At 61.1% G+C, this 25,469-nt stretch carries 20 protein-coding genes and 1 pseudogene; 9 read left to right on the forward strand and 12 right to left on the reverse strand.

Features of this window, described 5'->3' with window-relative positions; all coding sequences use genetic code 11:
* The first annotated feature begins 8 nt into the window (after positions 1-8).
* The 3 genes and pseudogenes from KVG95_RS14395 to KVG95_RS14405 form a co-directional block, all read left to right on the forward strand.
* Positions 9-2,306 (forward strand): lipase family protein, encoded by a 2,298-nt coding sequence (locus tag KVG95_RS14395; RefSeq protein WP_217857058.1) that lies wholly within the window; start codon positions 9-11, stop codon positions 2,304-2,306.
* 195 nt (positions 2,307-2,501) lie between these two features.
* A complete protein-coding gene (locus KVG95_RS14400) occupies positions 2,502-2,810 on the forward strand; it encodes a DUF2388 domain-containing protein (protein ID WP_225923086.1) in 309 nt (102 codons plus the stop codon).
* Positions 2,811-2,819: 9 nt separating this feature from the next.
* A pseudogene (locus tag KVG95_RS14405) lies at positions 2,820-2,993 on the forward strand (contractile injection system protein, VgrG/Pvc8 family); the annotation flags it as partial.
* A 102-nt stretch (positions 2,994-3,095) separates the two neighbouring features.
* Here the strand turns inward: KVG95_RS14405 and tagQ are convergent.
* The 12 genes from tagQ to tagH all read right to left on the reverse strand — a co-directional run bounded on the left by tagQ (position 3,096) and on the right by tagH (position 20,295).
* Positions 3,096-4,025 (reverse strand): type VI secretion system-associated lipoprotein TagQ, encoded by a 930-nt coding sequence (gene tagQ, locus KVG95_RS14410; protein WP_217856900.1) that lies wholly within the window; start codon positions 4,023-4,025, stop codon positions 3,096-3,098.
* A gap of 84 nt (positions 4,026-4,109) precedes the next feature.
* Positions 4,110-5,837: a formylglycine-generating enzyme family protein gene (locus KVG95_RS14415; RefSeq protein WP_217856901.1), complete on the reverse strand. Its 1,728-nt coding sequence runs from the start codon at positions 5,835-5,837 to the stop codon at positions 4,110-4,112.
* Positions 5,830-7,026: an ABC transporter permease gene (locus tag KVG95_RS14420; protein WP_217856902.1), complete on the reverse strand. Its 1,197-nt coding sequence runs from the start codon at positions 7,024-7,026 to the stop codon at positions 5,830-5,832. Before KVG95_RS14420 ends, KVG95_RS14415 begins: the two co-directional genes overlap by 8 nt.
* On the reverse strand, positions 7,026-7,742 hold the full coding sequence (locus KVG95_RS14425) for an ABC transporter ATP-binding protein (RefSeq protein WP_217856903.1): 717 nt from the start codon (positions 7,740-7,742) through the stop codon (positions 7,026-7,028). Before KVG95_RS14425 ends, KVG95_RS14420 begins: the two co-directional genes overlap by 1 nt.
* Entirely contained in the window at positions 7,742-10,786 is a 3,045-nt protein-coding gene (locus tag KVG95_RS14430) for a serine/threonine-protein kinase (RefSeq protein WP_302470546.1), read from the reverse strand. The genes KVG95_RS14425 and KVG95_RS14430 overlap by 1 nt, the downstream gene beginning before the upstream one ends.
* Positions 10,783-11,514, reverse strand: coding sequence for a PP2C family protein-serine/threonine phosphatase (locus KVG95_RS14435; protein ID WP_217856904.1), 732 nt, complete (start codon positions 11,512-11,514; stop codon positions 10,783-10,785). The genes KVG95_RS14430 and KVG95_RS14435 overlap by 4 nt, the downstream gene beginning before the upstream one ends.
* The gene (gene tagF / locus KVG95_RS14440) at positions 11,515-12,165 is read right to left on the reverse strand and encodes a type VI secretion system-associated protein TagF (protein ID WP_052967835.1); all 651 of its coding nucleotides are present in this window, start codon (positions 12,163-12,165) and stop codon (positions 11,515-11,517) included.
* Entirely contained in the window at positions 12,162-15,662 is a 3,501-nt protein-coding gene (tssM, locus tag KVG95_RS14445; protein WP_217856905.1) for a type VI secretion system membrane subunit TssM, read from the reverse strand. The genes tagF and tssM overlap by 4 nt, the downstream gene beginning before the upstream one ends.
* On the reverse strand, positions 15,659-16,957 hold the full coding sequence (locus KVG95_RS14450; RefSeq protein ID WP_217856906.1) for a DotU family type VI secretion system protein: 1,299 nt from the start codon (positions 16,955-16,957) through the stop codon (positions 15,659-15,661). The genes tssM and KVG95_RS14450 overlap by 4 nt, the downstream gene beginning before the upstream one ends.
* A gap of 6 nt (positions 16,958-16,963) precedes the next feature.
* On the reverse strand, positions 16,964-18,298 hold the full coding sequence (gene tssK, locus KVG95_RS14455) for a type VI secretion system baseplate subunit TssK (protein WP_052967838.1): 1,335 nt from the start codon (positions 18,296-18,298) through the stop codon (positions 16,964-16,966).
* 16 nt (positions 18,299-18,314) lie between these two features.
* The gene (gene tssJ / locus KVG95_RS14460) at positions 18,315-18,827 is read right to left on the reverse strand and encodes a type VI secretion system lipoprotein TssJ (RefSeq protein WP_217856907.1); all 513 of its coding nucleotides are present in this window, start codon (positions 18,825-18,827) and stop codon (positions 18,315-18,317) included.
* Between the two features lie 61 nt (positions 18,828-18,888).
* A complete protein-coding gene (tagH, locus tag KVG95_RS14465; RefSeq protein WP_217856908.1) occupies positions 18,889-20,295 on the reverse strand; it encodes a type VI secretion system-associated FHA domain protein TagH in 1,407 nt (468 codons plus the stop codon).
* Positions 20,296-20,697: 402 nt separating this feature from the next.
* Between tagH and tssA the strand changes: the two genes are divergently transcribed.
* From tssA to KVG95_RS14495, 6 genes are all read left to right on the forward strand, one after another.
* Complete coding sequence (gene tssA, locus KVG95_RS14470; protein WP_217856909.1) at positions 20,698-21,717, forward strand: type VI secretion system protein TssA; 1,020 nt, start codon at positions 20,698-20,700, stop codon at positions 21,715-21,717.
* An 80-nt stretch (positions 21,718-21,797) separates the two neighbouring features.
* Positions 21,798-22,307 (forward strand): type VI secretion system contractile sheath small subunit, encoded by a 510-nt coding sequence (gene tssB, locus KVG95_RS14475; protein WP_007894500.1) that lies wholly within the window; start codon positions 21,798-21,800, stop codon positions 22,305-22,307.
* 15 nt (positions 22,308-22,322) lie between these two features.
* Positions 22,323-23,816, forward strand: a complete 1,494-nt coding sequence (gene tssC / locus KVG95_RS14480; protein WP_052967842.1) for a type VI secretion system contractile sheath large subunit — start codon at positions 22,323-22,325, stop codon at positions 23,814-23,816.
* Positions 23,817-23,974: 158 nt separating this feature from the next.
* The gene (locus KVG95_RS14485) at positions 23,975-24,463 is read left to right on the forward strand and encodes an Hcp family type VI secretion system effector (protein ID WP_007894494.1); all 489 of its coding nucleotides are present in this window, start codon (positions 23,975-23,977) and stop codon (positions 24,461-24,463) included.
* A gap of 81 nt (positions 24,464-24,544) precedes the next feature.
* Positions 24,545-25,003, forward strand: a complete 459-nt coding sequence (locus tag KVG95_RS14490) for a type VI secretion system amidase effector protein Tae4 (protein WP_217856910.1) — start codon at positions 24,545-24,547, stop codon at positions 25,001-25,003.
* Complete coding sequence (locus KVG95_RS14495; protein WP_217856911.1) at positions 25,000-25,440, forward strand: hypothetical protein; 441 nt, start codon at positions 25,000-25,002, stop codon at positions 25,438-25,440. The genes KVG95_RS14490 and KVG95_RS14495 overlap by 4 nt, the downstream gene beginning before the upstream one ends.
* Positions 25,441-25,469 lie beyond the last annotated feature (29 nt).

The raw sequence follows: 25,469 nt of genomic DNA on the forward strand, positions 1-25,469 counted from the left end.
TTCCATTTATGAAAGGCAACATCCACGCTTGCCCATTGCGTGGCCACTTGACAAGTTTTCAGCTAGTAGACGAGTTCGGTGATGGCAAGGCCTACTCCGGTTTGACTTACGAAGTTACCGACTACGAAGACACCGTTTACACCGGAAAACTGGATGCCACCGGCTCTGCCAAAGTGGAAAACCATTTCTGTGGCCCGGTGTTGCTCAAACTGAACGACGAATATCGAGGACTCAATGATGATTACAGCGAATTAGTTCGCCGGAAGCACTACCCACTCCCCATCACCGAACTACAAGTACGCGCCGAAAAAACCCGCTTTTTCGACAAATCAGGCGTACGCACGCTGGCAAATCCAGCGAAGGACCTCGCAGATCCCGATGCCTATTACCAGGTTGAAGTGAGCGAACTGGTCAAGCATGTAGCGCATTTACCGCCCTTGGCCTCGCGCAGCGCCCCACCCAACACGGTGTTACACACGCTGTTCCGCCAGCCCGCAAAAACCAGATCATTCACGCCTCAGAATAAAGATGCCACGGATGGAGGAATGGGCGCTGTCATGACGCCGGCAGACATGGGCATGTTCGAGCTGGGGTTTACCCCGCCGCCGCCCAAGCCAACAGGCATCGCCTTACTGCCGAACAAACATCATGTGCTGGAGGTGCGGCCGATGAGGGCGCTACGGCCGATGTTGTCGACAGCCAACGAGTTTTGCGTACTCAACCTCTATCAACTGTCACTGATGTCGACGTTGAGTTACACCGACTTTGGTCAAGACCCGAACACCCAGCCCATCGAAACGGATAGCGTGACATTTCCACTGCGGCCCAGCAGCGGCAACTGGTTCGGTCATGCTCTGCCGCAATTTGAGGAGCTATGGCAAGTCGATGCCGCCCAGACCGCAAAGTACTACCCACTGTATGAAGAGGTACCTTACTCCAAACGTCTGGAACTGGTGCCGTTCGACCCGCAGTTGTACCCCGAGGCCAACGATCCGGAACTGGGCGATGCGCAGGAACACCCGGCGAACGTAAACTTCCTCGATGATCGCAACAAAGAAAACAAGACCGACACCCAAGCCTTCATCTGCCATCACGACGAGTTGATATTGATAAGTGTCAGGGGAACCAGTGAGATAGGACCCGACGCCTGGCTTGATGCGGATGCCAACCAGGTGCCTTTCGAACAAGGGGATGGAAAGGTACACAACGGATTCTATAGAGCTGCCAAAGTGGCCTACACATTTGTCGTGGACTACATGGAGAAATTCTACAGCGGGCAAAAGCTGGTAATCACCGGGCACAGCCTGGGTGGTGCGGTGGCTCTGATACTGGCTGAGATGTTACGACGCGATAAACAATACGCCCCTAACATCGTGCTTTACACATACGGCGCCCCCCGCGCCGCCGACTCAACCTTTATCGAAGCTGCAAAACCGCTGAACCACCATCGCATCGTCTTCCACAACGACCCCGTACCGAGCGTTCCTTCCACCTGGATGAACACGCCGTCCAACCGCGTTCCGATGTACGCCACCCATGGGGCGGTACTTGCCCTTCACCCGGTGGGTGGTTTGGCGTTTTTTATAGGCGGGATCATTAATTTCCTGGGTGACCCGTATGGGCATCACGGCCAGTTACATCATTTCATGCCGGTGGTATTCGGCGAAGGTCACAGCTCCTCCATCCTTTGGGAACCGGGTTGCAGCACGATCAACGATCATGGTTGCGCTGAAGCGCTGCGACAGATTGATGGATTGCCCGAGCGCGACTCATTTCTGCGGCAGGTGATAGATAACGGCCATCACTCGATGGTCGACAGTTACATTCCCGGATGCTGGGCCAGCCTGCGCCGCTGGCAGGAAGCGCTGGAAAAAAGACGCTCACTGGTGACTTTGACGGAATTCCAATGGGTCAGCGACACCCTCACAAACGTCTCAGGACAACTACGTGCACTCAAAGCGAAAATCGAAAAGCTCTCCCGTGCTCATACCAATCCCCAGCGAGATGCCCAAGCCATAAGGGATCTTGAAAAAGAAGTCGAACAGATCAGCCAAACCAAGACCCGCCTGCTCGCGCTGCACAAGCGGACGATCACCGAGGCTGATGTTTATGGCAGCTACGCCGATCAACCCGAGTGGGTGCAGGACAGTCTGCTTCGGTGGAATGCTCATCCGGAAAATATCGCCCGGGAACAACTGGCGATGATTCCCTCCCCTCCCGAAGACAATGAAGCGGCTATTGCAGCAATCACGGGAGGGCATGCGGTGGGTACGCCGTTCCATTTAGATATTGATTCGATTGTGTAGCCCTTGCCCGAATCAACAAAAGTGCCAACGTTGCCGCCACTTAAACACAAGCACTCTCAATGTTGAGTCGGTGCGGCACGTCGCTTATGGCAGCGCGCTCACGCTTGGGCGGCCACAGACAGGGAGTTCAACCAGATCATGACTACTCGGCGCGATAAAAAATGGACTCTGGCCTTCGGGAGCTTATGTGGGGCCATGATCATACTCGTAGGTAGCGACTCTGTTCGGGCTGAGCCTACTTATACCCCCTCGTCATTCACTGGATACGGGTTGCTCATCACAACGGTCGGACCGTTTATTACGACAACGAACGACATCAAGGATGGCTTCTCCAAACTCTACATTCAGGCAGTGAAAGACGATGCCGCCGCCTATCTCGCTACCGACGGCGATTTTGATGGACCCATGCTTGAATCTGCATGGCGCGCGCACTTGGAGCAGCACGCTGATCTTCAGCCAAGCAAGAAAGAGTTTGCCCACATGGTATTAGCTTCCTATGGATGAACAACCAAGTTTCTCCAATTCGGGCTTAACGGCGAAGGTATTCATGGCCGAATAGAAAACGTGGTTGCGAGTGAATCTGGAATACGCCTGACCCGTTATCACTTGACCCTGGTGCCTGTGCTGCACTACTTGCAATTCAGTCACGATCATCGGGTTTTCCAGAATCTGACGGTGCCGCAAATCAAGGAGAGCAAATACGATGGCGGCGCATAGCGCCAAGGCATAGCCAGTACAGATCACTCCCACGCAGAGCGTGGGAATGATCAAAGACCTACAGAAACTTAATCAAGCATTCGGGCAAGGTACCGGTGCCCAGTCGCCCAGGTCCGGGTTCTTGCACATGCTGTTGACCTGAGTGTTGCCGGCGCTCGCGACTTGCTTGCTTTCCGCCTGTTTGGCTTGTGCGGTCTGCAGGGTTTTCTCGGTGGTGACCGCTTCTTTCGGCACGGTTGGCAGCACCGGTTTTTTCGCCGGTTTCACCGCTTTTTTGCTCTTGGTCGGTGCCACGACCGGCGTGGTGTCGGCGGTTGCCACAGTGACCACGTCGGTGCGCTGCACGCCTACTTGCTGCAGGTCTTTTTCGTAGGCCTGGGTGTAGTTGTTCAGGTCTTCGCTGGCTTTACCGTTAACCGCGACGATCAGATCGTTGGACTCTTTGAGGCCCGCGACGATTTCTGCCAGACGCTTGCGGCCTTCGGTGTCGTTGACGGTCTTGGCCTTGCGGTCGGCAACCAGTTTGGTGAACGCATTCTGGTAGCACTGCTGCGAAGTCTTGGCGTACGCGGTGCTGCGGTCGATGTCGGCGGCACTTTTGTTGACATCGGAGGCGTAGGACGCGATGCGCTGGTTGTCATCGGCGATCTGCTTCTGGCGCTCGGTGTAGTAACCGGCCGCGCCGCCCGCCAGGGCACCGCCCGCTGCACCGATGGCGGCGTTGCGGCCACGGTTCTCGGAGTCGGTCAGGGCGCCCAACAGTGCACCGCCGACAGCGCCGACGGCCGCGCCGGTGACGACCGACTTGGTCATGTTCCCCTCGGTGGCACGCAAGTGCTGCACCGGCTCGTAGCAGTTGGGGTAGTACTCGACCTTAGTGCTCGAGGCGACCTTGGAGGTCGGCGACGTGGCGCAACCGGTCAGTACGGTGCTGAAGCCAACGGCCATCAGCAGCAAGTGACGCTTGGAAAGCGAAGCAAAAGGTTTACGGGAGGAAAGCATAGTTGTGTTCTCTTTTAAGTTTGACCAGCTCAGCACGGCCCACCGCCGCCTGAGTCCCTTCCAAGCTCGCTGTACAACGAATGATCAAGACCGCTGAGCGTTCGATGCGAGCAATTCCTTCAATATCGCCGCCGGGTCGGCTCGTCGTTGCTGACGATAATCACCGACATGGCGAACGAATAACGTTGCGCGCGCTACCAGGCTCTTGCCCAGTACCGGCTTGCGCTCCAACTCTTCCTTGATGCGTTGAAACTGCGCCTGGATCACGGCATCGGTGTAGCGCGTGCCGGTCGCCAGGTTGTCGATGTAGATCGCCACCGCGCCGTCCAGTGCGCTGCGGCCATTGTCGATGGCGGTAGCGAACAGCTTGGCGCTGGCCTCGTCCTTGGCGTCCACGGCCTGCTGGCGACTCTTCTGCAAATTGGTCAGGCGAATGTTGTAGTTGTTGACGGTCTCGGCCACCAGGGCCGCCGACTGGATCAGGTTGCCGGCCGCCTCCTCGCGCTGTTGGGCGATGAGCGAGACGTTGCGCTTGAGCTCTTCGTTGACCAGCCCCAACTCGGCTTGCAGGCGCGGGTCGACGCTGGCAGCAATGATGCTGTCCAGGCGTTTGGTCGGGTCCTGGGCGTCGTCGATGGCATCGGTCAGCGAAGCCAGCCGACCTTCTTTCTGCCATTGGGCAAACAATTCCTTGTAGCGCGAACGTGGTGCCGACAACGCGCCAATCGCCACCCGGAAGCCGGTGGTTTCGTTGTTTTGCTCGGTGCCGTCGGCAGCGAACAGCGGGTACTCGCGACGCATCCCGGTGAACAAGGTGCCTTCGCCTTCCAGGTAGTTGCCGCCCTTGACCACGAAGCCGCCGTAGGTGCCTTGGCGGCGTCCGGCGTGCACGAGCTGGAAGGACTCCTGGACCATCTCGGCGGCGTTGCCGATCACGTCGAACAGGCCGATGGGGTTTGGCAGTTTGGTACCGATCGGCATCAGACGCGCTGCCTGGCCGGTGCCACCGGCGACCTGATTGAAGACGGCCCAGTCCGCCAGTGGCCCGTCGCTTTCGCTGCCTTCCAGACGCCGGGGAAACAGACGCCCTTCCAGGTCCTGACGGCTAATGGCCTGCCCGCCACGGGCAGCAAATTCCCATTCGACCTCGGTCGGCAAGCGCACAAAACCCAGCCCGCCCTCTTCCGCCGAGGTACCACGACCGCTCACTGGCAGCAGGTCCTTGTGGTATTTCATCAGCCAGGCGCTATACACCGCCGAGAAGCGTTCGGCCTCGAAGCGCGACAACTTCACCTTGGGCAAACGCCCGGCCATGCCTTGCGGGGCCTCGGCTTGCAATGCCTCGCAGGCCGGGGCCGGCTCGCCGCTGGCCAACGATTGTGCCTGGGCCATGACCTGGGCGTATTGGCGGGCGGTGACTTCGTATTTGCCGATGAAATAGAGCATCGGTTTGAGCGGGGTCTTGGCGTCCGTCTTGGGCATCAACGGCGTGATGGTCTTGCCCCAATCCTTGGGCAGATCCTTGAGGGTGAACTGGCCGTTGATAAAGTCCCGGCGGTAACCGGAGATGAACGACTGTTGATAACCGGACTCGCCCTCGCTGAATGGATAGCCGAGGCTGATCTCGCGGTCGTCCAGAGTGCCCTGCGCCAGGATGTAGACGTAACGGAACACCATTTGTCCTTCGCACGGCAGCGGCAGGCTGACGTCGTCGGCCAGCGGCTTGGGGTTGTCCAGTTTGTCGGTGCTTTCATCGGCCCAGACCACACCGGCCAGACTCAGCGCCATGGCGGCGCCCAATAACTTATACATCTCGGATTCCTTCACACGCCTGGATACGCGCCACTCGCCAGCCACCACAGACTGCCGCCACGGCGCTGACGCCGAGCACGGCCGCCAGGGCCAACGCGTAGTGACGCGCCAGCAGATGACTGGCGTACTCACCCGGCATCTGCGCAAATAAATGGTTTAAACCCGATTGCGCCAGGCCATACAGCCCGGCACTCAACAGGGCGGCAAGGCCGGCGCTGTACAGCGCCTGCACCACCACAAACAACAGCAACGCCGCCGTGGAAAACCCCAGCAGGCGCAACACCGACAACTCTCGACGCTTGCGCTCGACCGCCGCCAGCGCGCCGGCAAAAATCGCCGCGAACGCTCCCGCCAAGGCCAATCCGGCGATAATCCAGTACACGATCGACAGGTTGCGGCTCAGCGATTGCACCTGGGCGATGGTCTGGGCCTGGGTCGAGACCAGCAGATTCTGTGCAGCGAAGTACTGACGCAGTGGCTCGACATCCTTGAGGCTGCGGGCGTACAGGCGAAACGCCGGATACACCCGCTGCTCCGTCAAGCCCACCGCATCACCTGGCCAACCGAACGCTGGCACGGCGCGGCCGTCCCGGTAATCTTCAGCCGCCTCCAGTAGCGCCAATGACGCGAACAATCCGTCCCGGGCGAAAGCTTCCAGCGGCAGAACGTCCAGCACCTGGACGCGAGCACGCTGCGCCTCGCCACGACCGGCCACCTGTCGACCGAAACTGGCCTCCAGCCAATCACCGGCCTTGGCCCCGAGTTTTTCGGCGACGGTCTGGCTGAGCAGCACCCGATCCAGCCCTTGGGGCACCGGTAGACTGCCGAGCAAGGGGTCGTTGGCGGCGGTGGGGATCATTTCGACGGTCACCGTCGAAGCACCAGCGGTCAGATCCGCCGTCGCAGCAATCTGCCGGGTGCGCGGCAAGGCGAAAGCCACGTCGCTGCGCCGACTCAATTGTTCGATAAACGCGGCACTGAACCGACCGCCACCCAAGGGAATGATTTCCCGGGTGGCCGGGTCGTTTTCCAAGCGCTCGGTCAAACTGCTGACCAGGCCGAATTTCAAGCCGAACAGCACCAGCAGCGGTGCGACCACCGCCACCAGCGCCAGTACCGAACAAGCCGACAGCCACGCATCGTTGCGGTAATCCTGCCAGGCCAGGGAAGCCACCAGCGCGCTGCGCATCAGCAGGCCTCTCCGAGGATGGCGGTGACACCGCCATCGACGTCGCGATGACAACTGATGCGCCGCACCTGCAAACCGCTGGCGCGGGCCAGTGATTCATCGTGGGTAGCGACGACGCAGCACACGCCATGTTCGCGGGCCTGAGTCACCAGCAACTGCATCACTCGTTCCGCGTTCAGCGGATCGAGGGCGGCGGTCGGTTCATCGGCCAGCAGCAGATGCGGCCCATGGGCCAGGGCACGGGCACAACTCACCCGTTGCCGTTGACCGACAGACAAGTCACCCGGCTTTTTGCCCAATTGATCGGCGATATCCAAAGCTCCCGCCAGGCGATCCACGCTGCCGTCGTCTTTCAAGCCGAGCAGTTTGCGCGACAGGTCGATGTTGTCGCGCACGTCCAGAAAATCCAGCAGGCCACCGGTTTGCAGTACGTAGCCCAAGTGCCGGCGGCGCAGGTCCGCCAAGGCACTTTGCGCATCTGCCCGCCACAGCCCAGTAATGTCCGTCCTGGTTTGGCCAGGCGCAAAATCAAACTGCCCGGCCTGATCCGGAGCCAGCACCAGCGCCAGCAAATCGAGCAACGTGCTTTTGCCGCAGCCACTGGGACCGACCACCGCCAATTGTTCACCGGCATGCAGTTGCAGCCGTGGAATCACCAGGCTGTAGCGCTGGCTGCCGACGCCGCGGTTTTTGTGCACTGCGTTCATGTTCAGCATCACGGCAGCGTCGACAACGGAACGCGGTACAAGGCATCACCCGGTTCGGCATCACCGAAACGCACCCAGTTAGCCAAGTCGTTGTGGAAGGTTTCGTAGAGGCGGATCTTCGAATCCAGCTCGTCGATAAAGTCCTCCTGCTCGGCCACGCTCAGCGAAAGCCACAAATCCTGGGTCATGTTCAGCGACTTGCTGCGGTATGGCAGCCCCTCCAGGTACTCACCCAGAACCCCGCCATCGGCCAGGTTGCCACCCTTGCGCAAGGCCGAGGGATCGCGACTCATGTAGGCGCTGGCGCTGGCGATTTCCTGAAAGAAATTCTTCGGCGAGGTCTGGGTCTTGCGGGCAGCATCGACGATCAGTTTCAGCGATTGCTGCAAGTCGTTGAGCTGCAACTTGGTCAGCATCACGCACACCTGGAACGCCGGCAGTGCCGGGTTGGTCAGGTCGCGGTCGGCGGTCCAGGCGCTGACCAGTTGCGGCGCCTGGCTGGCGGCTTTACGCCCCAGGAAATCCATGTGCATCGCGTAGCCGACGGCCGCCGATTTGTCGCTCAGGCTCGGCGCGGCGCTCAGCAGCGGCACGGTTTGCGGCTTGTTGCCACGCACCTGATGCACCAGGTCGGCAAACACCGAACCGATCTCGTCCACCCGCTCACCGAACTTGCGCACATCGGCGCCCGGCACCGGAATGTACAGATCGCCGATCTGCGGGTTGGCGTCGGCGGTCAGGATGCGATACTGGCTTTGCGCACCGCCATGGGTTTTCTTGCCGGCATCGCTGAGCAGGTGCAAGGCGTAGATCTTGATCTGCTTGCCCAGCGCGGCTTGGCGCACTTCGGCTTCGTTCATTTGCGTGGCGGCGTACGGGTCGTTCTTGCGCAAGGCACCGGCATCGGTGACCAACAGGATCAAGCGCCCGCCATAGCCGGACCAGTCCATGCCCTCGACCGCTTCCATCACACCGGCAAACGCATCTTCGTTGAACGAATGGCTGGAGACCGTGGACGCCCTGACCTGCCGCGCCAGGTCCATGAAGCGCTGTGGGTCGCGACCCTGCTCCAGGGTGATCAAGGTTTTGGCGACGTATTCCAGGCCCGGGGTTTTCTGGGTGCTGCTTCGAAACCCCACCAGGCCGAAGCTGACACTGTCCTGCTCGCCCCGCTCGGCGATGCGGGTTTGCAGTTGATGTACTACGTCGCGGACCTGATCGATGTAGGGCTGCATGGACACGGTGGTGTCAACGACCAACACCACGGCGGTGCGGAACGCGTCGGCGTTAGCGGTAGTGATTGGCGTATTGTTGGCAGTGGCCTTCGGCGCATCACCGGGGTCGATGGACGCCACGTTCAGCAACTGCACCGACTGGCCGTTCTCATCGAAGCTCTCGCGCGAATCGAAAATCGGCAACAGGTAAAACTGATTCTGCGGCACCGCACTGGCGGCCGGTTCCAGGGCCAATACCTGCTGGTTGTCTTCGCGATTCTGCTGGGCCTTGAGCAGCAGGTTTTTTGCCGTCGACGGATCTGCCAGCAGCTTCTCCACGTCACCGGGCTGACGCAGGAACATCACCGGCGCACGGCCGGAGCGTTCGGTGAACTTAAGTACCAGGCTTTGCTTCCAGTCGCTGACTTGCGTGGCCGGCAACCAGCCGTCACTGCGCCCGTCGGTGGCGGCGCCGACACGCAGCCACGGGCTGCCATCAACCTCTTTGCGCTGATAGACATAAAGCACCGAGAACGCCGGCAAGGCCTTGTCGGGTGTGGCCCCCGGGTCACTGGCGATTTTCGCCCCCGGCTTGCTGAGTACTCGCTGGAACAAGGTTTTTTTGCCGGCCATCAGCAGCGGCCGCTGACCGCCATCGACCTCCGTTGCCACGGGGGGCTTTACGGGTGGCGCCACGGTCGGCGGCGCACTGGCCGGCGGTGCTGAAACCACCGGCACCCTGGCGTCGTCTTCGACGTCACCGGACAGCCACCAATAACCCGCGCCGCCCAAGGCCAGCGCCACGGCCACCGCGACGGCGGCGAGTGCGAACACCGGCCCCTTTCGCTGCTCCGAGACCGTGGACGATGGCGTCGGCTTCACAGTCGGCGGAACAGGATTGGGCCGAGGTTGTGGCTGCGCGGGGCCGGTCGGTAAATCGATGGACACCGGCGTCAGTCCCGCCAGGTCTTTGCTCACCGCAATCGGCGATACCGGAATTGGCAATGGCCGGATGGTGGTCGCTTCAACCGATTCCCGAGGCAGATTATCCAGCGCCTGCAACAGCGCCGCTGCATCCGGGAAACGGTCGGCCGGATCCTTGGCCAACAGCTTGCGCAGCACTTCTTGATAGCGACCGTGGTGCACTGGCAGCTCCGGCAACGGTTCTGTCAAATGCGCCAGGGCCGTGGAGAGTGCGTCGTTGCCGGTATACGGCAGTTTGCCGACGAGGATTTCGTAGAGCACCACGCCCAGGGCATAAAGATCGGCCCGGCCATCAATATCCTGGCCGCGCGCCTGTTCCGGGCTCATGTAGCTGGGAGTACCAACGGCGAAACCGGCTTGGGTGAACTGGGTGCGGTCATCCATGGACTTGGCGATGCCGAAGTCTGAGAGCACTGCCGTGCCATCGGCGCGGAACAGAATGTTCGCCGGTTTGACGTCGCGATGAACCAGCCCCAGCCCATGGGCATAGCCCAGGGCCGAGGCGATCTGACGGATATAGATCAGGCCCTGCTCCGGCGTCAGGCCGGCGGCGATGCGCTCCTTGAGCGTGCCGTTGGGCAGGAATTCCATGGCCATGTAATACAGCTCACCGACATGGCCGATGTCATGGATGGTGACCGTATGCGGGTGAGACAGGCGCGCCAGGGTTTTACCTTCGCGCAGGAAACGCTCGCAGAAACTCGGGTCCGCCGCCAGTGCGGCAGCCATGACCTTCAGCGCCACCTTGCGCTCCAGCGAGCGCTGGGTCGCCAGGTAAACGTTGGCCATGGCGCCTTCGCCGATCTCGCCGTCTATGTCATAGCCGGGGATCAGAATGTGCAGGGCGGAATTCATGACGGCACCTTCACGACAATCACGGTGATGTTGTCCGGAGCGCCGCGCATCAGGCCCAGGGACACCAGGCTGCTGGCGATTTCACCGGGCTCGTCGTGACTCAGCACCTCACTGATCTCATGATCTTCAACCGTTTTGTTCAGCCCGTCGCTGCACAACAGGTAACTGTCGCCGGGCATCAACAACAGCTCGACTATCGCCAGTTTCAGTTGCGCCTCGACCCCGATGGCGCGGGTGACAATATTGGCCCGTGGATGCACCCGGGCTTCAGCTTCGCTGAGCAGGCCGCTGTCCTGCAGATCCTGAACGTAACTGTGGTCCCGCGAGATGCTTTCGAGCAGGCCATCACGCAGGCGATACAAGCGGCTGTCACCCGCCCACAGGCACACCCCGCGCAAGCCGCGCGCCGCCAGCACCACCACAGTGCTGCCCATCATGGTCACGCCGCGGTTGGCGGTTTCTTCACGCACGGCCGCGTTGACCCGCTGCAGGTCGGTTTTCAGCGCCGCGACGTATTCATCCAGCGAGCGGCCCACGGCAATGCTACGCAGACTGTCGACGATCAGACTGCTGACGTAGTCGCCCGCCGCATGCCCGCCCATGCCATCGGCGACCACCCACAGGCCGTTCTCCGGCTGATCCAGGCAAGCATCTTCGTTAACCTGGCGGACCATACCGACATGGCTCTTGCTTGCAGACTTGAACGTCTTTCCAACGCTTGGACACATCTACACAACACCTTCTTGGCCGAGCAAAAATTGCGCAAAATCAGCGGCCGCCGGCAAGCCCTGGCACCGCAATAAAGCAGGGGCGATACGCTCCGAACCCTGGCCCCACCACAGGCTTGCGCCTTCGCAGGCCAGTTCGGCAAGCACGGTCATTCGCGCCTTCGGGTCGGTGGCATCAAAGCGATGCAGGCCGGCAAAACGGCTGCTTGGAGCGCGTGGCAGGTACGCCGGGCCGCCCAGCGTTTCCAGCCCTGCACCGAAGGCTTCGAAGCTCGCCTCCACGCTCAACGTGCTCAACAGCAATTGCTCAACTTGCTCAAACCAGACATCCGCGCCGCCCACCACCGACGCCGGATCAGCGTCGTGATCCAGCAGCACCGCGACGGTCAGCGGAAAATACCGGCCAACCCGATCGATGCTCGGCATCACCACCCCAACGGCGGCCTGTGGCCCACATACACCGGGCCCGAGCATAAAACGCCACAGCGGACTGACCAGATAGGCATCCAGCCAACGGTCCCCGAGGCTCTGGCTGGCGAGCAGGCCCGCCGCCAGCCACGAATCCCAGGGGCCGATAAAACTCTGCGGCAAGCCACGGCTGACAAAGTCCCCGCGACTGGCCAGCTTTCCATAGAAGCCCGGCGTGCTCATAAACGCTCCGGCAGGCTGAAACCGCTGAGCACACGGCTCTTGAACGGGTTGAAGGCGCTGTTGGCCCGCAGCTCATAAGAGACGCTGGCGCCGTCGACTCGCAGCCGCAGGTTGAAGCGATCCGGCGAGTTGCCAGCGGTCAGGTCCGATTGCTCCAGCAAGCGGAACCAGGCCCAAGGCCCATCCAGGGTGATGCCCGAACGACCGCTGGCTGAAGGAGGCATGATCGAGATCCGCACCACACCGATGCTGCCGGGGTTGGGCCATTGCATGGAGGTGGGACGGCTAGGACCGTGGTCATAGCTCAATTGCTGGCCATCGAGGTCGAGCAAAAACTGGGTGATGGTGGCGTCCATCGCCACTGGCTTGAGTTCGAAGCGCACCATCGGCTGGGTGCCGCCGGAACGGAAAAACGCATCCCGGATGGTCGCTGCCCGCTGGAAGGTTTGCAGCACGCCCGGGGAGATGCCGAGCTTCTGTGCGGCGCCCGGTTGCCAGCGCCAGGCCTGGGTCGAGGTATCCACGTACGGCTGCAGGTATTTGCGGAAGTAGTTGTCCATCACCCCGCCGACGCCAAAGAACTGGCCAAAATCGTCCAGGGTCGCGTCTCGCGCACTGCCCGGCGACATCGGGTAGCGCCCGGCCAGGGACTGGCGATAGATGTTCACCACTTCGCTGGTCCAGGCCGCGTTCAGTTGATTGCGCACCCCGCCCATCATGCTGTTGGTGGTGGAGTTGACCACCGACTTGACCAGGCCCTGCACCAGCGGCGGCTGGCGTTCGGCGTTGAGGCTGACCCGTGTAGCGGCCGCTGCGGCCTGGTTCTTGGCTTCGCCGAGCAAGGCATCGCCGCTTGCACCGACCATGGCGCTGACTTGCACGTACAAGGCGTTCATGTCGGCGAGCAAGCCGTCGATGGCTGCCGGCTCGCCGTCATTCTTACTGACGATGCCGTTGAGTTCGGCAAAATGCGCGGTGATCGGATCGTCGCTGGCCTGGGGCGCGTTTTGCGACGCCTCTTCCTGGCCGAGCAGGTTGCCCAAACGCTCCTTGAGCTTGTCCACCCCGCCCTCAGCCGGCGCGCCTTGGGCGGCCAGCTGACGTTCTTCCTGTTGCAGATCGGTTTCCTTCGCCACCGCCACCAGCAGCTTTTTCAGCGGCGAGGTCGGGCCGGAGAGCACCCGCAAGACATCGGCGGCCTGGGCCACGCTGGTGATCGGCACGAAGTCGATATCGGCGAGCAAGGCGTCCCACTGGCGCTGGTAATCCTCGAAGTACAGACGGCGCACATCGGCGGCGAGGCTGGCGACGTTTTGCTGGTCTGCCTGATCGCGACCGAGCACCCATTGCTCTTCGGCCAGGGTGCCGGTCTGGTTCAGGCTGGTGAGCAAAAAGCCCTGGCGGTAACCCTTGGCCGTGAAAAACCCGCTCAAGGGTTCGCCCAACGGCTTGCCGCTCTTGCGGCTGAACACCAGCGCGGCGTCGCGGCCGGCGGCTTCGTTGATACGAAAGTCCGGGATGCCGTCCGGCAGTTTCTGGCGCCTGATCCGGTCATAGACGCGCTGGGCCACTGGCAGCTGCTGCAACTGCCGACGCAGATCGTCGATCAGCCGCGGGTCCAGACGTGCAGTGGGCGGATGGCGCTCGAACAGTGCCTGCAAGTGCTCCTCCAGAGCCAGACGCTGCTCGGCCGGCAAGTCGCGCGGCAGGCTGCGATCCCAATCCAGGGCGATCCACGCCTTGATGAAGTCGGCGTCGTAATGCTCGCTGTCGGCCAGCATCAGGTAGGCCTTCAAGCCTTCGTAAAGGAAGTCCGAATTGCCGCCGCCATGCAGTTGCTCTTCGATGCGCGTCAGCAAGCGTGGCGCGAAGACCGCGATCAACAGCTTGCGATAGACGCTGCCAGACTCGGCTTCCAGCATGTCGCCCTGATACAGGCCCAAGCCTTCGGCCCAGCTCGGCGCATCGTTGGCCAAGTGTTTTACCGCGTTGAGCAAAGGCAATACCGCCAGCACTTCCCGTTGGGTCGGGCTGAGGTTCTGCACGGACTGGCCCAGGGGCGCGACTTTCTGATCGACTTGCGCGATATACGCCTGGTTGGCGCGGTAGCTGACCCACCACAAGGTCCCGACCACCAGCACCAGGGCCACGGTCGAGGCCAGTACGCCCCGGGCGATCCACTTGCGCCGACGTTCGACTTTCGGGTTGACCCCCACCAGCCCACGCTCGGCAAAGGCTACGGCGCTGAAAAGTTTTTCGATGAAGTAACTGCGTCCGGTGCCGTTCTGGCGCGCCAGGTGCTGGCGGTCCAGGTTCATGCTCTGGGCCATGGAACCGATCAACCGGTCAATCGGGCTGCCTTCCTGGGTACCGCTGGTGAAATACACCCCGCGCAACAGCACACGCTCTTCAAAGGCGTTAGGTTTGAACACGCCCTCAAGGAAGCTTTGCAGGCAATCTTTCAACGCGCCGAACTGCTGTGGGAAGCCGTAGATCAGGTCGCGCCGCGCCGGGTCGCGTTCCTGTTGCAAACGTTCCACCAAACGATCGTTGAGGCGCTGCTCCAGGCCGGCGAATTCGCTTTGCAGATGGGCCAGCGGACTGTCACTGCTTTTGCCGTCATCCAGGGCAAAGGTCATGCCCCATACCTGGGCCCGCTCCTCTTTGCTCAGGGTGTCGAAATACTCCATGAAACCCGGCACCAGATCGAGCTTGGTGAGCATCAGGTAGATCGGGAAACGCACGCCCAGCTGGGTGTACAGCTCCTGGATGCGCAGGCGGATCGCGGCGGCGTGGGCGGCACGTTCGGTGTCGCTGCCCAGCAGCAGGTCGGACAGGCTGATGGCGATAAACGCACCGTCAATCGGGCGACGGGCCCGTTGCTTTTTCAGCAGGCCAAGAAAGCCCAGCCACGCGGCTTTATCAACGGTCGCGTCGCTGTCCTGGGTGGTGTAGCGTCCGGCGGTGTCAAGCAGCACTGCCTGGTCGGTAAACCACCAATCGCAATTGCGCGTACCGCCAACCCCGCGCACGGCCCCGGCGCCGAGCTGCGCGGCCAGGGGAAAGTGCAGCCCAGAATTGACCAGCGCGGTGGTCTTGCCCGAACCCGGCGGGCCGATGATCACGTACCACGGCAGTTCGTAGAGGTTGCGTCGCTCGTCGCCACCCAGCTTGGCTTTCTTGAGCAGCGCCAAGGCTTCGTCCATGCGCTGGCGCAGGGTTTCGAGTTCCTCGGCGGTGGCGATACTGGTGGGGTCCGGCGGGGTTTGCGCCGCCAGGCTGCGCATCACTTCGGCGGCCTTGCGGCGGGCCTGGATGATGAGGAACGCCCGGTAGGCGGTCCAGACCGCGAACACCAGAATGATCAGCGCCCAGCGCCGGCCTTCGGGCACCAGAAATTCCCACAGCGGACCAACGAACCAGATGATCAGGCTCAGGGCGATCAGGCCCAGCACCGGGATGATCCAGCGGATGATAAAACTGAAAAACGCCTTCACTCGACCCCCTCCGCCAACACTGTGATTTCGACCCGACGATTGCGTGCGCGGCCCTCTGTTGTAGCGTTCGAGGCCAACGGTTCGGTGTCGCTGCGGCCTTCGGCGCTGAAGCGTTCGGGCTGGCCGGTTTTGGCCGAAAGGATTTGCAGTACCGAATTGGCACGCGCCTCGGACAAGGCCCAATTCGATGGAAACCGCAGGGTGGCAATCGGGCGATTGTCACTGTGGCCGGTCACCCGGACCTGGCCCTTGACCTTGCGAATGGCATCGGCGATGCGCAGCATCAGCGGCTGGAAATTGTCGACGATACTGGCGCTGCCCGAGGCGAACAGCTCATCGCCACGGATGGTCACCACTGAACGGTCAACGGCATCTTCCACGGCCACCCGACCGGCCTTGATTTCATCGGCGAGGAAGCCCGCCAGGCGGGGACGCTCGATCAGTTTCGGTTGCACCACCGGACGGTCGATGGCCTGCACCGGGATCTCGCCCAGCGCATGGATATTTTTAAACACCGGCTCGGCATCGGCGGCCAGTTTCAATCGCAGGCCGAACAGCAGTGCCAGCAGCAACGCCACGCCGATGGCCACGGCGATCCAAGGCGGCATGAATTGCGCCAGCCGGTCGCGGGCCACGGTGACGCCGCGCCAATGGGGCGACAGTTCACGCTCATAATCGCCACGGGCGCTGCGGATGACCGCACTGGTGCGTTCGCGCAAGGCTTCCAGTTGGCTGCGACCGTCGTTCATGACCCGATAACGCCCTTCGAAACCCAGGCACATGCACAGGTACAACAGTTCCAGCAGATACAAACGTTCGCGGGGGCTTTGCAGGCAATGTTCCAACAGCTGGAACACCTTCTCGCCGCCCCAAGCTTCGTTGTGCACAGTGATCAGCAGGCTCTGTTTGCCCCAGTCGCTGGCACCACCCCACGGCGTACTCAACACCGCTTCATCCAGGGCGGTGCACAAGGCGTAACGGGCCAGCAACACATCGTTGCGCAACACGCCGGCAGCCTCGGCGCGCTCCTCGAACTGGCGCAGGTAGGCCAGTAATTGCGCCCGCAGGCTCGCCGGCGCCGGGTGGGCAATGGTGTTGCGCAAACGGGTCAGCAAAGCCAGCAACGGGCCAGCCGCGCTCTCCAGGGGATTGAGACCTTCGGCCTTGCCGATCAAAAGCGGCGCGGCCGGCATCGAAAGTGGCGCGGCCTGGGCCCGACCAGCCTCCGGGCGGACCGGGTCGGCGCCACGGCCACCGGGTGTCGGCATGAATTGGGTACGATCGTCGTTGCTCATTGCGGTTTATCCTCGGATCGCCCAGAAAGCCAGGTTCAGCCCCGGGAATTGCCCCGCGATGTAGAACGCAAAACCGCCGGAGTTGGCCAGTTGCTGCCAATGCTCGCTGCCCCGGTCCAGTTCGTAGTAAGTGGAGCCGGCGTGATACGGGATTTGCCGTGGCGCCACCGGCAGCGGCAGCAGGCCAATGCCCGGTAATTGCAGGTTGACCAGATTGCGGATGTGCTCCACCGAGCCGACCTTGCTCTGTTGGCCGAAGTGGCTGCGCAGGGTTTCGGCGGGCACGTCGGCGCGCACCACCAGGATGAAGCTGGCGCTGTCGAGCAGGGACTTGTCGGCCAGCATCGCCACATGGACGCCGTAGGCTTTTTCGACAATCGGAATCGGCGTGGCCTTGCTGTCGATCAGCATCGACAGCGCCTCACGCAGGGCTTGCATCACCGGCGCAAAACTCAGCGCCAAGTCATCGTGCTGGTATTGCGGGTATTCCTGGGGTCGCCGCCCGGAAGCGGTAAAGGTCGAGAACTCGCCGGCCAGACTCACCAGCTCGCTGTAGAACCGCTCGGGGTGCAACGGGCTCAACTGGCTCAAGTGCTGGATCAGCGGCTGGGCACGGTTGACCAGTTGCAGCAGCATGAAATCGGCAATCTCCGAAGCACCGCCGGCACCGGATGCCACCACCCGCCCGGCGAGGGCTTCGCCGCGCTGATGCAGCAGGCCCAGCAGTTCGTTGCGAAACGCAGCCAGGGGGTTGGAAGCGACCACATCCAGTAGCGGCGGGATGTAGGTATCGTCGAGCACCAAGGCTCGGTCGGCGCGTTTCTCCTTGATTCGCACCAGACCGATGGCGGCGTAGTCGCTGATGCCATCCTGGGCAACCAATAACCGCAGCGCCCTCGACCCCACGGCTACCGGGGCCTGATTTTCGAACGGCGCGTTGTCGTCCCGTACTTCGCGCACCTGGCTCACGTAGCGCGCAGCGCCCAGGGCTTCGCCTTCGTCAACCGTATCACGCGCACCGGCGCGCTTGAGCGGCAAGGCCAGGTACACCAAGCCATCGCGCAGGTTGTCATCGACATTCAGCGGGCTCGGTGCCAGGTCATCCTGGGGAATGTTGAATGGCGTGCCGTCCGGCAACAGGCCCCGCGCCGAGATAATCGCCAGTTTGCCCTGGGCCAGCAGGCCCTGGTCGATCAGCAATTCGGAGAAACCCCAGGCGCCGGCCGACAACGGGCGGCTCCGGGCGTCGATGAGGTTCTCCAGATAACGGTCATGCTGCTGGAAGTGCTGCGTTCCAATGAACATGCCTTCCGACCAGACCACACGATTGTTCCAGGACATGGGGGGCTCCGATTGCTTATTGGGCAGGGCTGGATGGGGAAACCACGACGGCGCTGCGCACGGCTCGCACGTCGAGGCTGATCTGGTATTCGGTGTATTGGCGCGGCGGGACATTCATCACTGCGCGCCACAACGACTGATCCAGCTCGCGATACCCCACCAATACGCCGATATGGCGGGTGGCCGGGTCGAGGTCGCGCTGCAGGCTCAACTGCTGGCCGGGCTGGATCAGCACTTCGTCCTGATCGATCAGATCGGCGCCGAGCGTCGCCTGGGCCCGTTCGGCCAGTGCGAAATAATCGGAGCGGCCAAAGGTGGCGGCATTTTTCAGTTCGAAAATACGCACCCGGACCGGGGCTGGCTGGCCAGCGGCGCCGGGGTTGAGCCCGGCAATGGCGTGAAAGTGCAACTCGACGGCGGCCGTGTCGGCCTCGGCCTCAGCCTCTTCGGGCTGGGGTTTGGCCGCATCCTTGGCACATGCGGTCAGCAGAAGCGCGGTGACAACTGCGAGTAAAAACCTGGGAATCATCCTGCGTCCTCAATGACGTTTCAGCTATCCGTTGTTCCGTTCTTTGCTATGAAGGCGACACTCAGCCGCGGCGCTGCCTTGTACTGTGTTCTTCGTAGGCACGGCTGAATTCCCGACCGAACAGGTCCTGGAAATCCTCTTGGGCCTCGCGGGAAATATTGCTGTAGAGCTCGGTGAACTGCTGCCAGTACTGGGCCTGTCGCGATCCACTGAAAATGCTCGACAGGCCGCCGGGCTTGCCCATGCGCTCTTCCAGTTGCGCCGGCTCGAAGCGCGCCAGCAGGTGCTTGATCGCAGCTTCCACGCCAGCCATCACCGCCAATTGGTGGGCACGCAAGTCATCGAAGCTGTCGCGCACAGCCAGGTCCGGCGCCATGAATGCCTGATTGCTGTGGCGCAACAGCAACAGCAATGCTTCATCGACGTTGGGAGCGAATTTCAGCGGGTTGTTTTCCACCGGTTGAATCATCGTCTGCTGAATGCGGAACTCGCCCTTGAGGCTGCTACGGGCGCGCAAGACATCGATCAGGCCTTCGACCATCAGCCGATAACTGCGGCCGATGCTTTCCATTTGCGCTTCGGCCTGGGCCTTGTCCAGGCGTACTTGATCCAGCCCGGCACCGCGCAGAAAGGCTTGCAACAGGTCGGGTTGAGAATTGTCGGCAGGGTTGACCGGATCGACCAGGCGTTCGACGACGGCCACGGACGGTTCGCGAAGGGGAGCCGGTTCGATCGGTACGTTGATGTGAGGTTCGGGTGGCGGCGCAACCTCTACAACCGGCAGCGGGGCAACAGCCACCGGCGCAGGCTTGTCGCTGAGCAGGTCCCAATCTTCCGGAATCAACGGGGCCGACGCCAGCGGTGCAGGCCCGGCCACGGGCGTTGGGTCGGGGATCGGAGTCGGCGGGCGGAAGTCGTGCTGCTCGGCCGGGACATGGTCAGGCTGGGTGGCTGGCGGGACGCTGGTCGGTGTCAGAAAGTCGAACAGGTCCGGCATCGTGTCCATGGCCGATACGCCCTGAAAATGTGCAGGTGGTGTCACGGGCAACGACGTCGGCGTATTCACGACAGCGCCCTGACGCCCCATCAGGGCCTCAAAGCTGCTGGACGAATCAGCAAAAGGGTTGCCGTCGGTCACCGGCAGACTGAAATCAATACGCGCCTGGATTTCATAATCCCCGATGCGGATAACTTCGCCATCTTGCAACGGCTCGCTGTTGCCCTTGCGCAGACGAATACCGGCCTTGACCAACTCCACACCGTTGGTGCTGTTATCGGTTAAATAATACCGGCCATCTTTATGTTGAATAACGCAATGTTTGCCGGAAACCAAGCGCTCAGGGTCGGGCAATACCCAGTCATTATCAGAGTTTCGACCTATCGCCATCACACCCTGATTCATGGATTTCTCAGGGCACTGGCCAGGGGTAATTTTGTGATAACTAGTAATAGTCAAACACAGCGACATCTTGCCTCCTTGCTGAACACTTTGCGCGCGGACGAATCGGGATTTACTCCCGCCAGACTCGGTCCGACTACCTTGCAAACAACCTCGAAAACGGCTTTTTGCCAGCATGATTGCTAATATTAACCGGCTTGCGTGACAAAAAACCTGCATCAGTGCCTGCCTCGACCCATCGGTCGCGCGGGTTGTTAAGCACCTCACATCTGTCACACAGGGGAAATAGCTTACCTTGACAAGCCATAAGTACTACACCAAAAATGCACAACTTCTTGAATATCAATGATGGCACTTTAAGATCATCGCGCATCCAAAGGGCCATTACACTCAAGGAAACACGTTAGTTCCACCTGGAACTAACGTGTGAACAGCCCGACTGTCAGTCGGGCGATAGGGAGATCAAATTCAGTGGAAGTGCCTTTGTTGCTCGCCGCCGTTTCTGCGACTTCGCCTTGTGGTGAAGATTTGGAATATGACGCGGATTTTTTGCGCCTGGAACGCGACTCCCTGGGCCAGCCCGAGCGCAGCATGGGCGATTCGATATTGCCTGCCGCCCCCCCTGAATGGCGCAGCATCCAGCAGCAAAGTCTGGAGTTGTTGCAACGCAGCAAAGACCTGCGCATCACCCATTTCCTTTTACAAAGCTCCCTTGCCCTCGAAGGCGTCACCGGCCTTGCCCGCGTCCTGACGCTGATCAGCGAGTTGCTCAAGCAGTACTGGGCCGACCTGCATCCGCGCCTGGATGCCGAAGACAACAACGACCCCACTGTGCGCATCAATGCCCTCGCCGGCCTGACGTCCGATGCAACCATTCGTCTGCTGCGCGAAAGCATCCTGGCCCGTTCGCGAACCTTTGGTGCTGTCAGCCTGCGCGCCGCCGCCAATGCCAGCGGCCTGCAAAGCTTCCCTGACGAAAACCTCGGCGCCGAGCAGCTCGCCGGGGCGTTCCTGGACAGCGATCCCGAACAGTTGGAAATCACCCGAGCAGCTTTGCACGAGGCCCGCAGCGTCGCCGAGGCCATCGAGCAACAGATCAGCGAACAAATCGGTTCCGCCCAGGGCGTTGACCTTGGCCCGTTGAAGCAACCGCTAAAAATGGCCCTGCAGATTCTCGGCCAGTTCGCCCCGCAAAGCGGCGACAGCCCCCTGCCCGATGCCATCAGCGACGACAGTGCCGCGCCGGTTGAACACTCCACCGCGCCGAGCACACCGCGCAGCACTGGCGAAATCAACAACCGCGACGACGTGCTGCGCAGCCTGGACCGGATTCTTGCGTACTACACCCGTCATGAGCCCTCCAGCCCGCTGCCGGTGCTGTTGAACCGGGCGAAGAATCTGGTGCATGCCGACTTTGCGGCCATCGTGCGCAACCTGATTCCCGACGGCATGAGCCAATTTGAAAACCTGCGCGGACCAGACAGCGAATAAAAGCGAACGGATCACGCAGTCACGTCACCGGTACCACCGATGACGCCAACACCGTCGCTTGAGCGACCAGGAGCAGCAACGTGGCGAAGCAAAGTTCTCAGAAATTCATCGCGCGCAACCGTGCGCCTCGAGTGCAGATCGAGTACGACGTCGAGCTCTACGGCGCCGAGAAAAAGGTCCAGTTGCCCTTCGTCATGGGCGTCATGGCGGACCTCGCCGGCAAGCCCGCCGAGCCTCTGGCACCCGTGGCCGATCGCAAGTTCCTCGAGGTGGATGTCGACAACTTCGACTCGCGCCTCAAGGCCATGCAGCCACGCGTCGCGTTCCACGTGCCCAACGAGCTGACCGGCGAAGGCAACCTGAGCCTGGACATCACCTTTGAAAGCATGGACGACTTCAGCCCGGCCGCAGTGGCGCGCAAGGTCGACTCGCTGAACAAGTTGCTCGAAGCGCGCACCCAACTGGCCAACCTGCTGACCTACATGGACGGCAAGACCGGTGCCGAAGAAATCATCATGAAGGCCATCAAGGATCCGGCGCTGCTCCAGGCACTTGCCAGTGCGCCGAAGCCAGCCGAGCCTCAGGCTTAATCAGGACGAATGATCATGACCGATTCAGTACGTGCAGACGCTCAGACACTGGGCACCACCGAAGAAGCCAGCGAGTTCGCCTCCCTGCTGCTGCAAGAATTCAAACCCAAGACCGAACGCGCTCGTGAAGCCGTCGAGACCGCCGTGCGCACCTTGGCCGAACAGGCTCTGGCGCAGACCGACCTGGTGTCCAACGACGCCATCAAGTCGATCGAATCAATCATCGCCGCCATCGACGCCAAGCTCACCGCTCAGGTCAACCAGGTCATTCACCACCCCGATTTCCAGCAACTGGAAAGCGCCTGGCGTGGCCTGCACTACCTGGTGAACAACACCGAGAGCGATGAGCAACTGAAGATTCGCGTGCTCAATATCTCCAAGACCGACCTGCACAAGACCCTGAAGAAATTCAAGGGTACCGCGTGGGACCAGAGCCCGATCTTCAAGAAGATGTACGAAGAAGAATACGGCCAGTTCGGCGGCGAACCTTACGGTTGCCTCGTGGGCGATTACTACTTCGACCAGTCGCCGCCGGATGTCGAGTTGCTGGGCGAGTTGTCGAAAGTCTGCGCCGCCATGCACTCGCCGTTCATCGCTGCCGCATCGCCGACCGTGATGGGCATGGGCTCGTGGCAGGAACTGTCGAACCCGCGCGATCTGACCAAAATCTTCACCACCCCGGAATACGCCGGCTGGCGCTCGCTGCGCGAATCGGAAGACTCGCGCTACATCGGCCTGACCATGCCGCGCTTCCTCGCGCGTCTGCCGTATGGCGCCAAGACCGATCCGGTGGAGGCCTTCGCCTTCGAAGAAAGCACCGACGGTGCCGACAGCTCCAAGTACACGTGGGCCAACGCCGCTTACGCCATGGCGGTGAACATCAACCGCTCGTTCAAACACTTCGGCTGGTGCTCGCGCATTCGTGGCGTGGAGTCTGGCGGTGAAGTGGAAAACCTGCCGGCGCACACCTTCCCGACTGACGATGGTGGCGTGGACATGAAATGCCCGACCGAAATCGCCATTTCGGACCGCCGTGAAGCGGAACTGGCGAAGAACGGTTTCATGCCGCTGCTGCACAAGAAAAACACTGACTTCGCCGCGTTCATCGGCGCCCAGTCGTTGCAGAAACCGGCCGAGTACGACGACCCGGATGCCACCGCCAACGCCAACCTGGCCGCGCGCCTGCCGTACCTGTTCGCCACCTGCCGTTTCGCCCATTACTTGAAGTGCATCGTGCGCGACAAGATCGGCTCCTTCAAAGAGAAGGACGAAATGCAGCGTTGGTTGCAGGACTGGATCCTCAACTACGTCGACGGTGACCCGGCGCACTCCACCGAAACCACCAAGGCCCAGCACCCATTGGCTGCGGCCGAAGTGATTGTCGAGGACGTGGAAGGCAACCCGGGGTACTACAACTCCAGGTTCTACCTGCGCCCGCACTATCAGCTCGAAGGTCTGACCGTGTCGCTGCGCCTGGTATCCAAGCTGCCTTCGGCCAAAGGCGCGTAACACCGACCTTGATGTGATCGTTCCCACGCTCTGCGTGGGAATGCCGCCCGGGACGCTCCGCGTCCCATTGACGCGGAGCGTCCCCAGATGCGTTACCACGCAGAGCGTGGGAACGATCAACAAAACACAATGTGGTAGAGACCACACAGGGAGAAAACATGGCTGTTGATATTTTCATCAAGATCGGCGACATCAAGGGCGAGTCCATGGACAAGGCCCACAAGGACGAAATCGACGTCTTGAACTGGAGCTGGGGCATGTCTCAGTCCGGCAATATGCACGTGGGCAGCGGTGGTGGTGCAGGCAAGGTGAACATCCAGGACCTGTCGCTGACCAAGTACGTCGACAAAGCCTCACCGAACCTGATGATGCACTGCGCCAGCGGCAAGCACATCGACAAGGTCAAGCTGACCGTGCGCAAGGCCGGCGGCGAAAGCCAGGTCGAGTATATGATCATCAACCTGGAAGAAGTGTTGGTCACTTCCCTGAGCACCGGCGGCTCGGGTAGCGATGATCGCTTGACCGAAAACCTCACCCTGAACTTCGCCAAGGTGCTGGTGGACTACCAGCCACAAAAGGCCGATGGCACCAAGGAAGGCGGGCCGGTCAAGTTCGGCTGGAACATCCGCCAGAACGTCAAGGTGTAACGAACATGCCCCCGCCGTTATACGTCGGGGGCATTTTGGTGCTTGCTCGAATCCAATCCTTTTCCCTCCGGTGTCTGAGTCATGGCCAAGCCTTCGTTTATTAATTTGTGGAAAGCGTATTCCGACCTCCTGATTAAGTACCCTGACGCAAAGCCCTGCGAAGGGCCTTGGGCAAACCAGTGTGCTATTCGCATGAGCATAACGCTCAATGCGGAGCTGACCATAAAGGTCAACAAATCCACCTATACCGAACCCAAATGTGAACATGAACACGCGAGGGGTGCCGAATCACTGGCGAACTGGTTGTGGAAGCATCATCTGGGACGGCCACAGATTCTCGGTGGAAGCGCCGACGACCGCCGCAAGTTACAAGACAAGACCGGCCTCATCTTCTTCAAGGATTGTTTCCAGCAGACAGGAGAGTCATCGGACAATCGCACCGGCGATCATATCGACCTGTGGAATCGCGGCCTGACCATTGGCCGGTATAGCGACCCTGCATACCGATCCAAAGCCATCTGGTTCTGGGAGCTGGCATGATCAGATCCAGCCGAAACCTGGCGGCCCTGTGCTGCGTATTGTCGAGCCTGTGGGCGTGCGCCGGCCAACAGGCTACCCCTGCTTCCGAGGATCAGGTCGTCACTCTGGGCGAACAACGACTGACGCTGGGGAACGATCAGCAGCAATGCGTGTTGCGTAAACCGGATCAGAGCGTGCTGCCCCTCGAGATGCCATGGCCTTGCCAATTTGCTGTCGACCGACAGGGAAAACCTCACGTCGAATCCTTCAATAACGTACCAATCGTGATCGTGCTGCATGTGAGCGTTGATCCTGCGAACAGTCGTGAATGCCGGTCCGAGTATCGCGCCGTACGCCAAGTCAAAGGCCAGCTCGAACCTTCGGTGGTCGCGCGCAGTGCCAGTTGCCTGCGCGGTACAGGGGATCAGAAAGATTACACGGGTCTTTTCATTTGGTAGCCGACCTCACATGCGATCGTCCACGACTC

It is taken from the genome of Pseudomonas farris, assembly GCF_019145235.1.
Classification (GTDB): domain Bacteria; phylum Pseudomonadota; class Gammaproteobacteria; order Pseudomonadales; family Pseudomonadaceae; genus Aquipseudomonas; species Aquipseudomonas farris.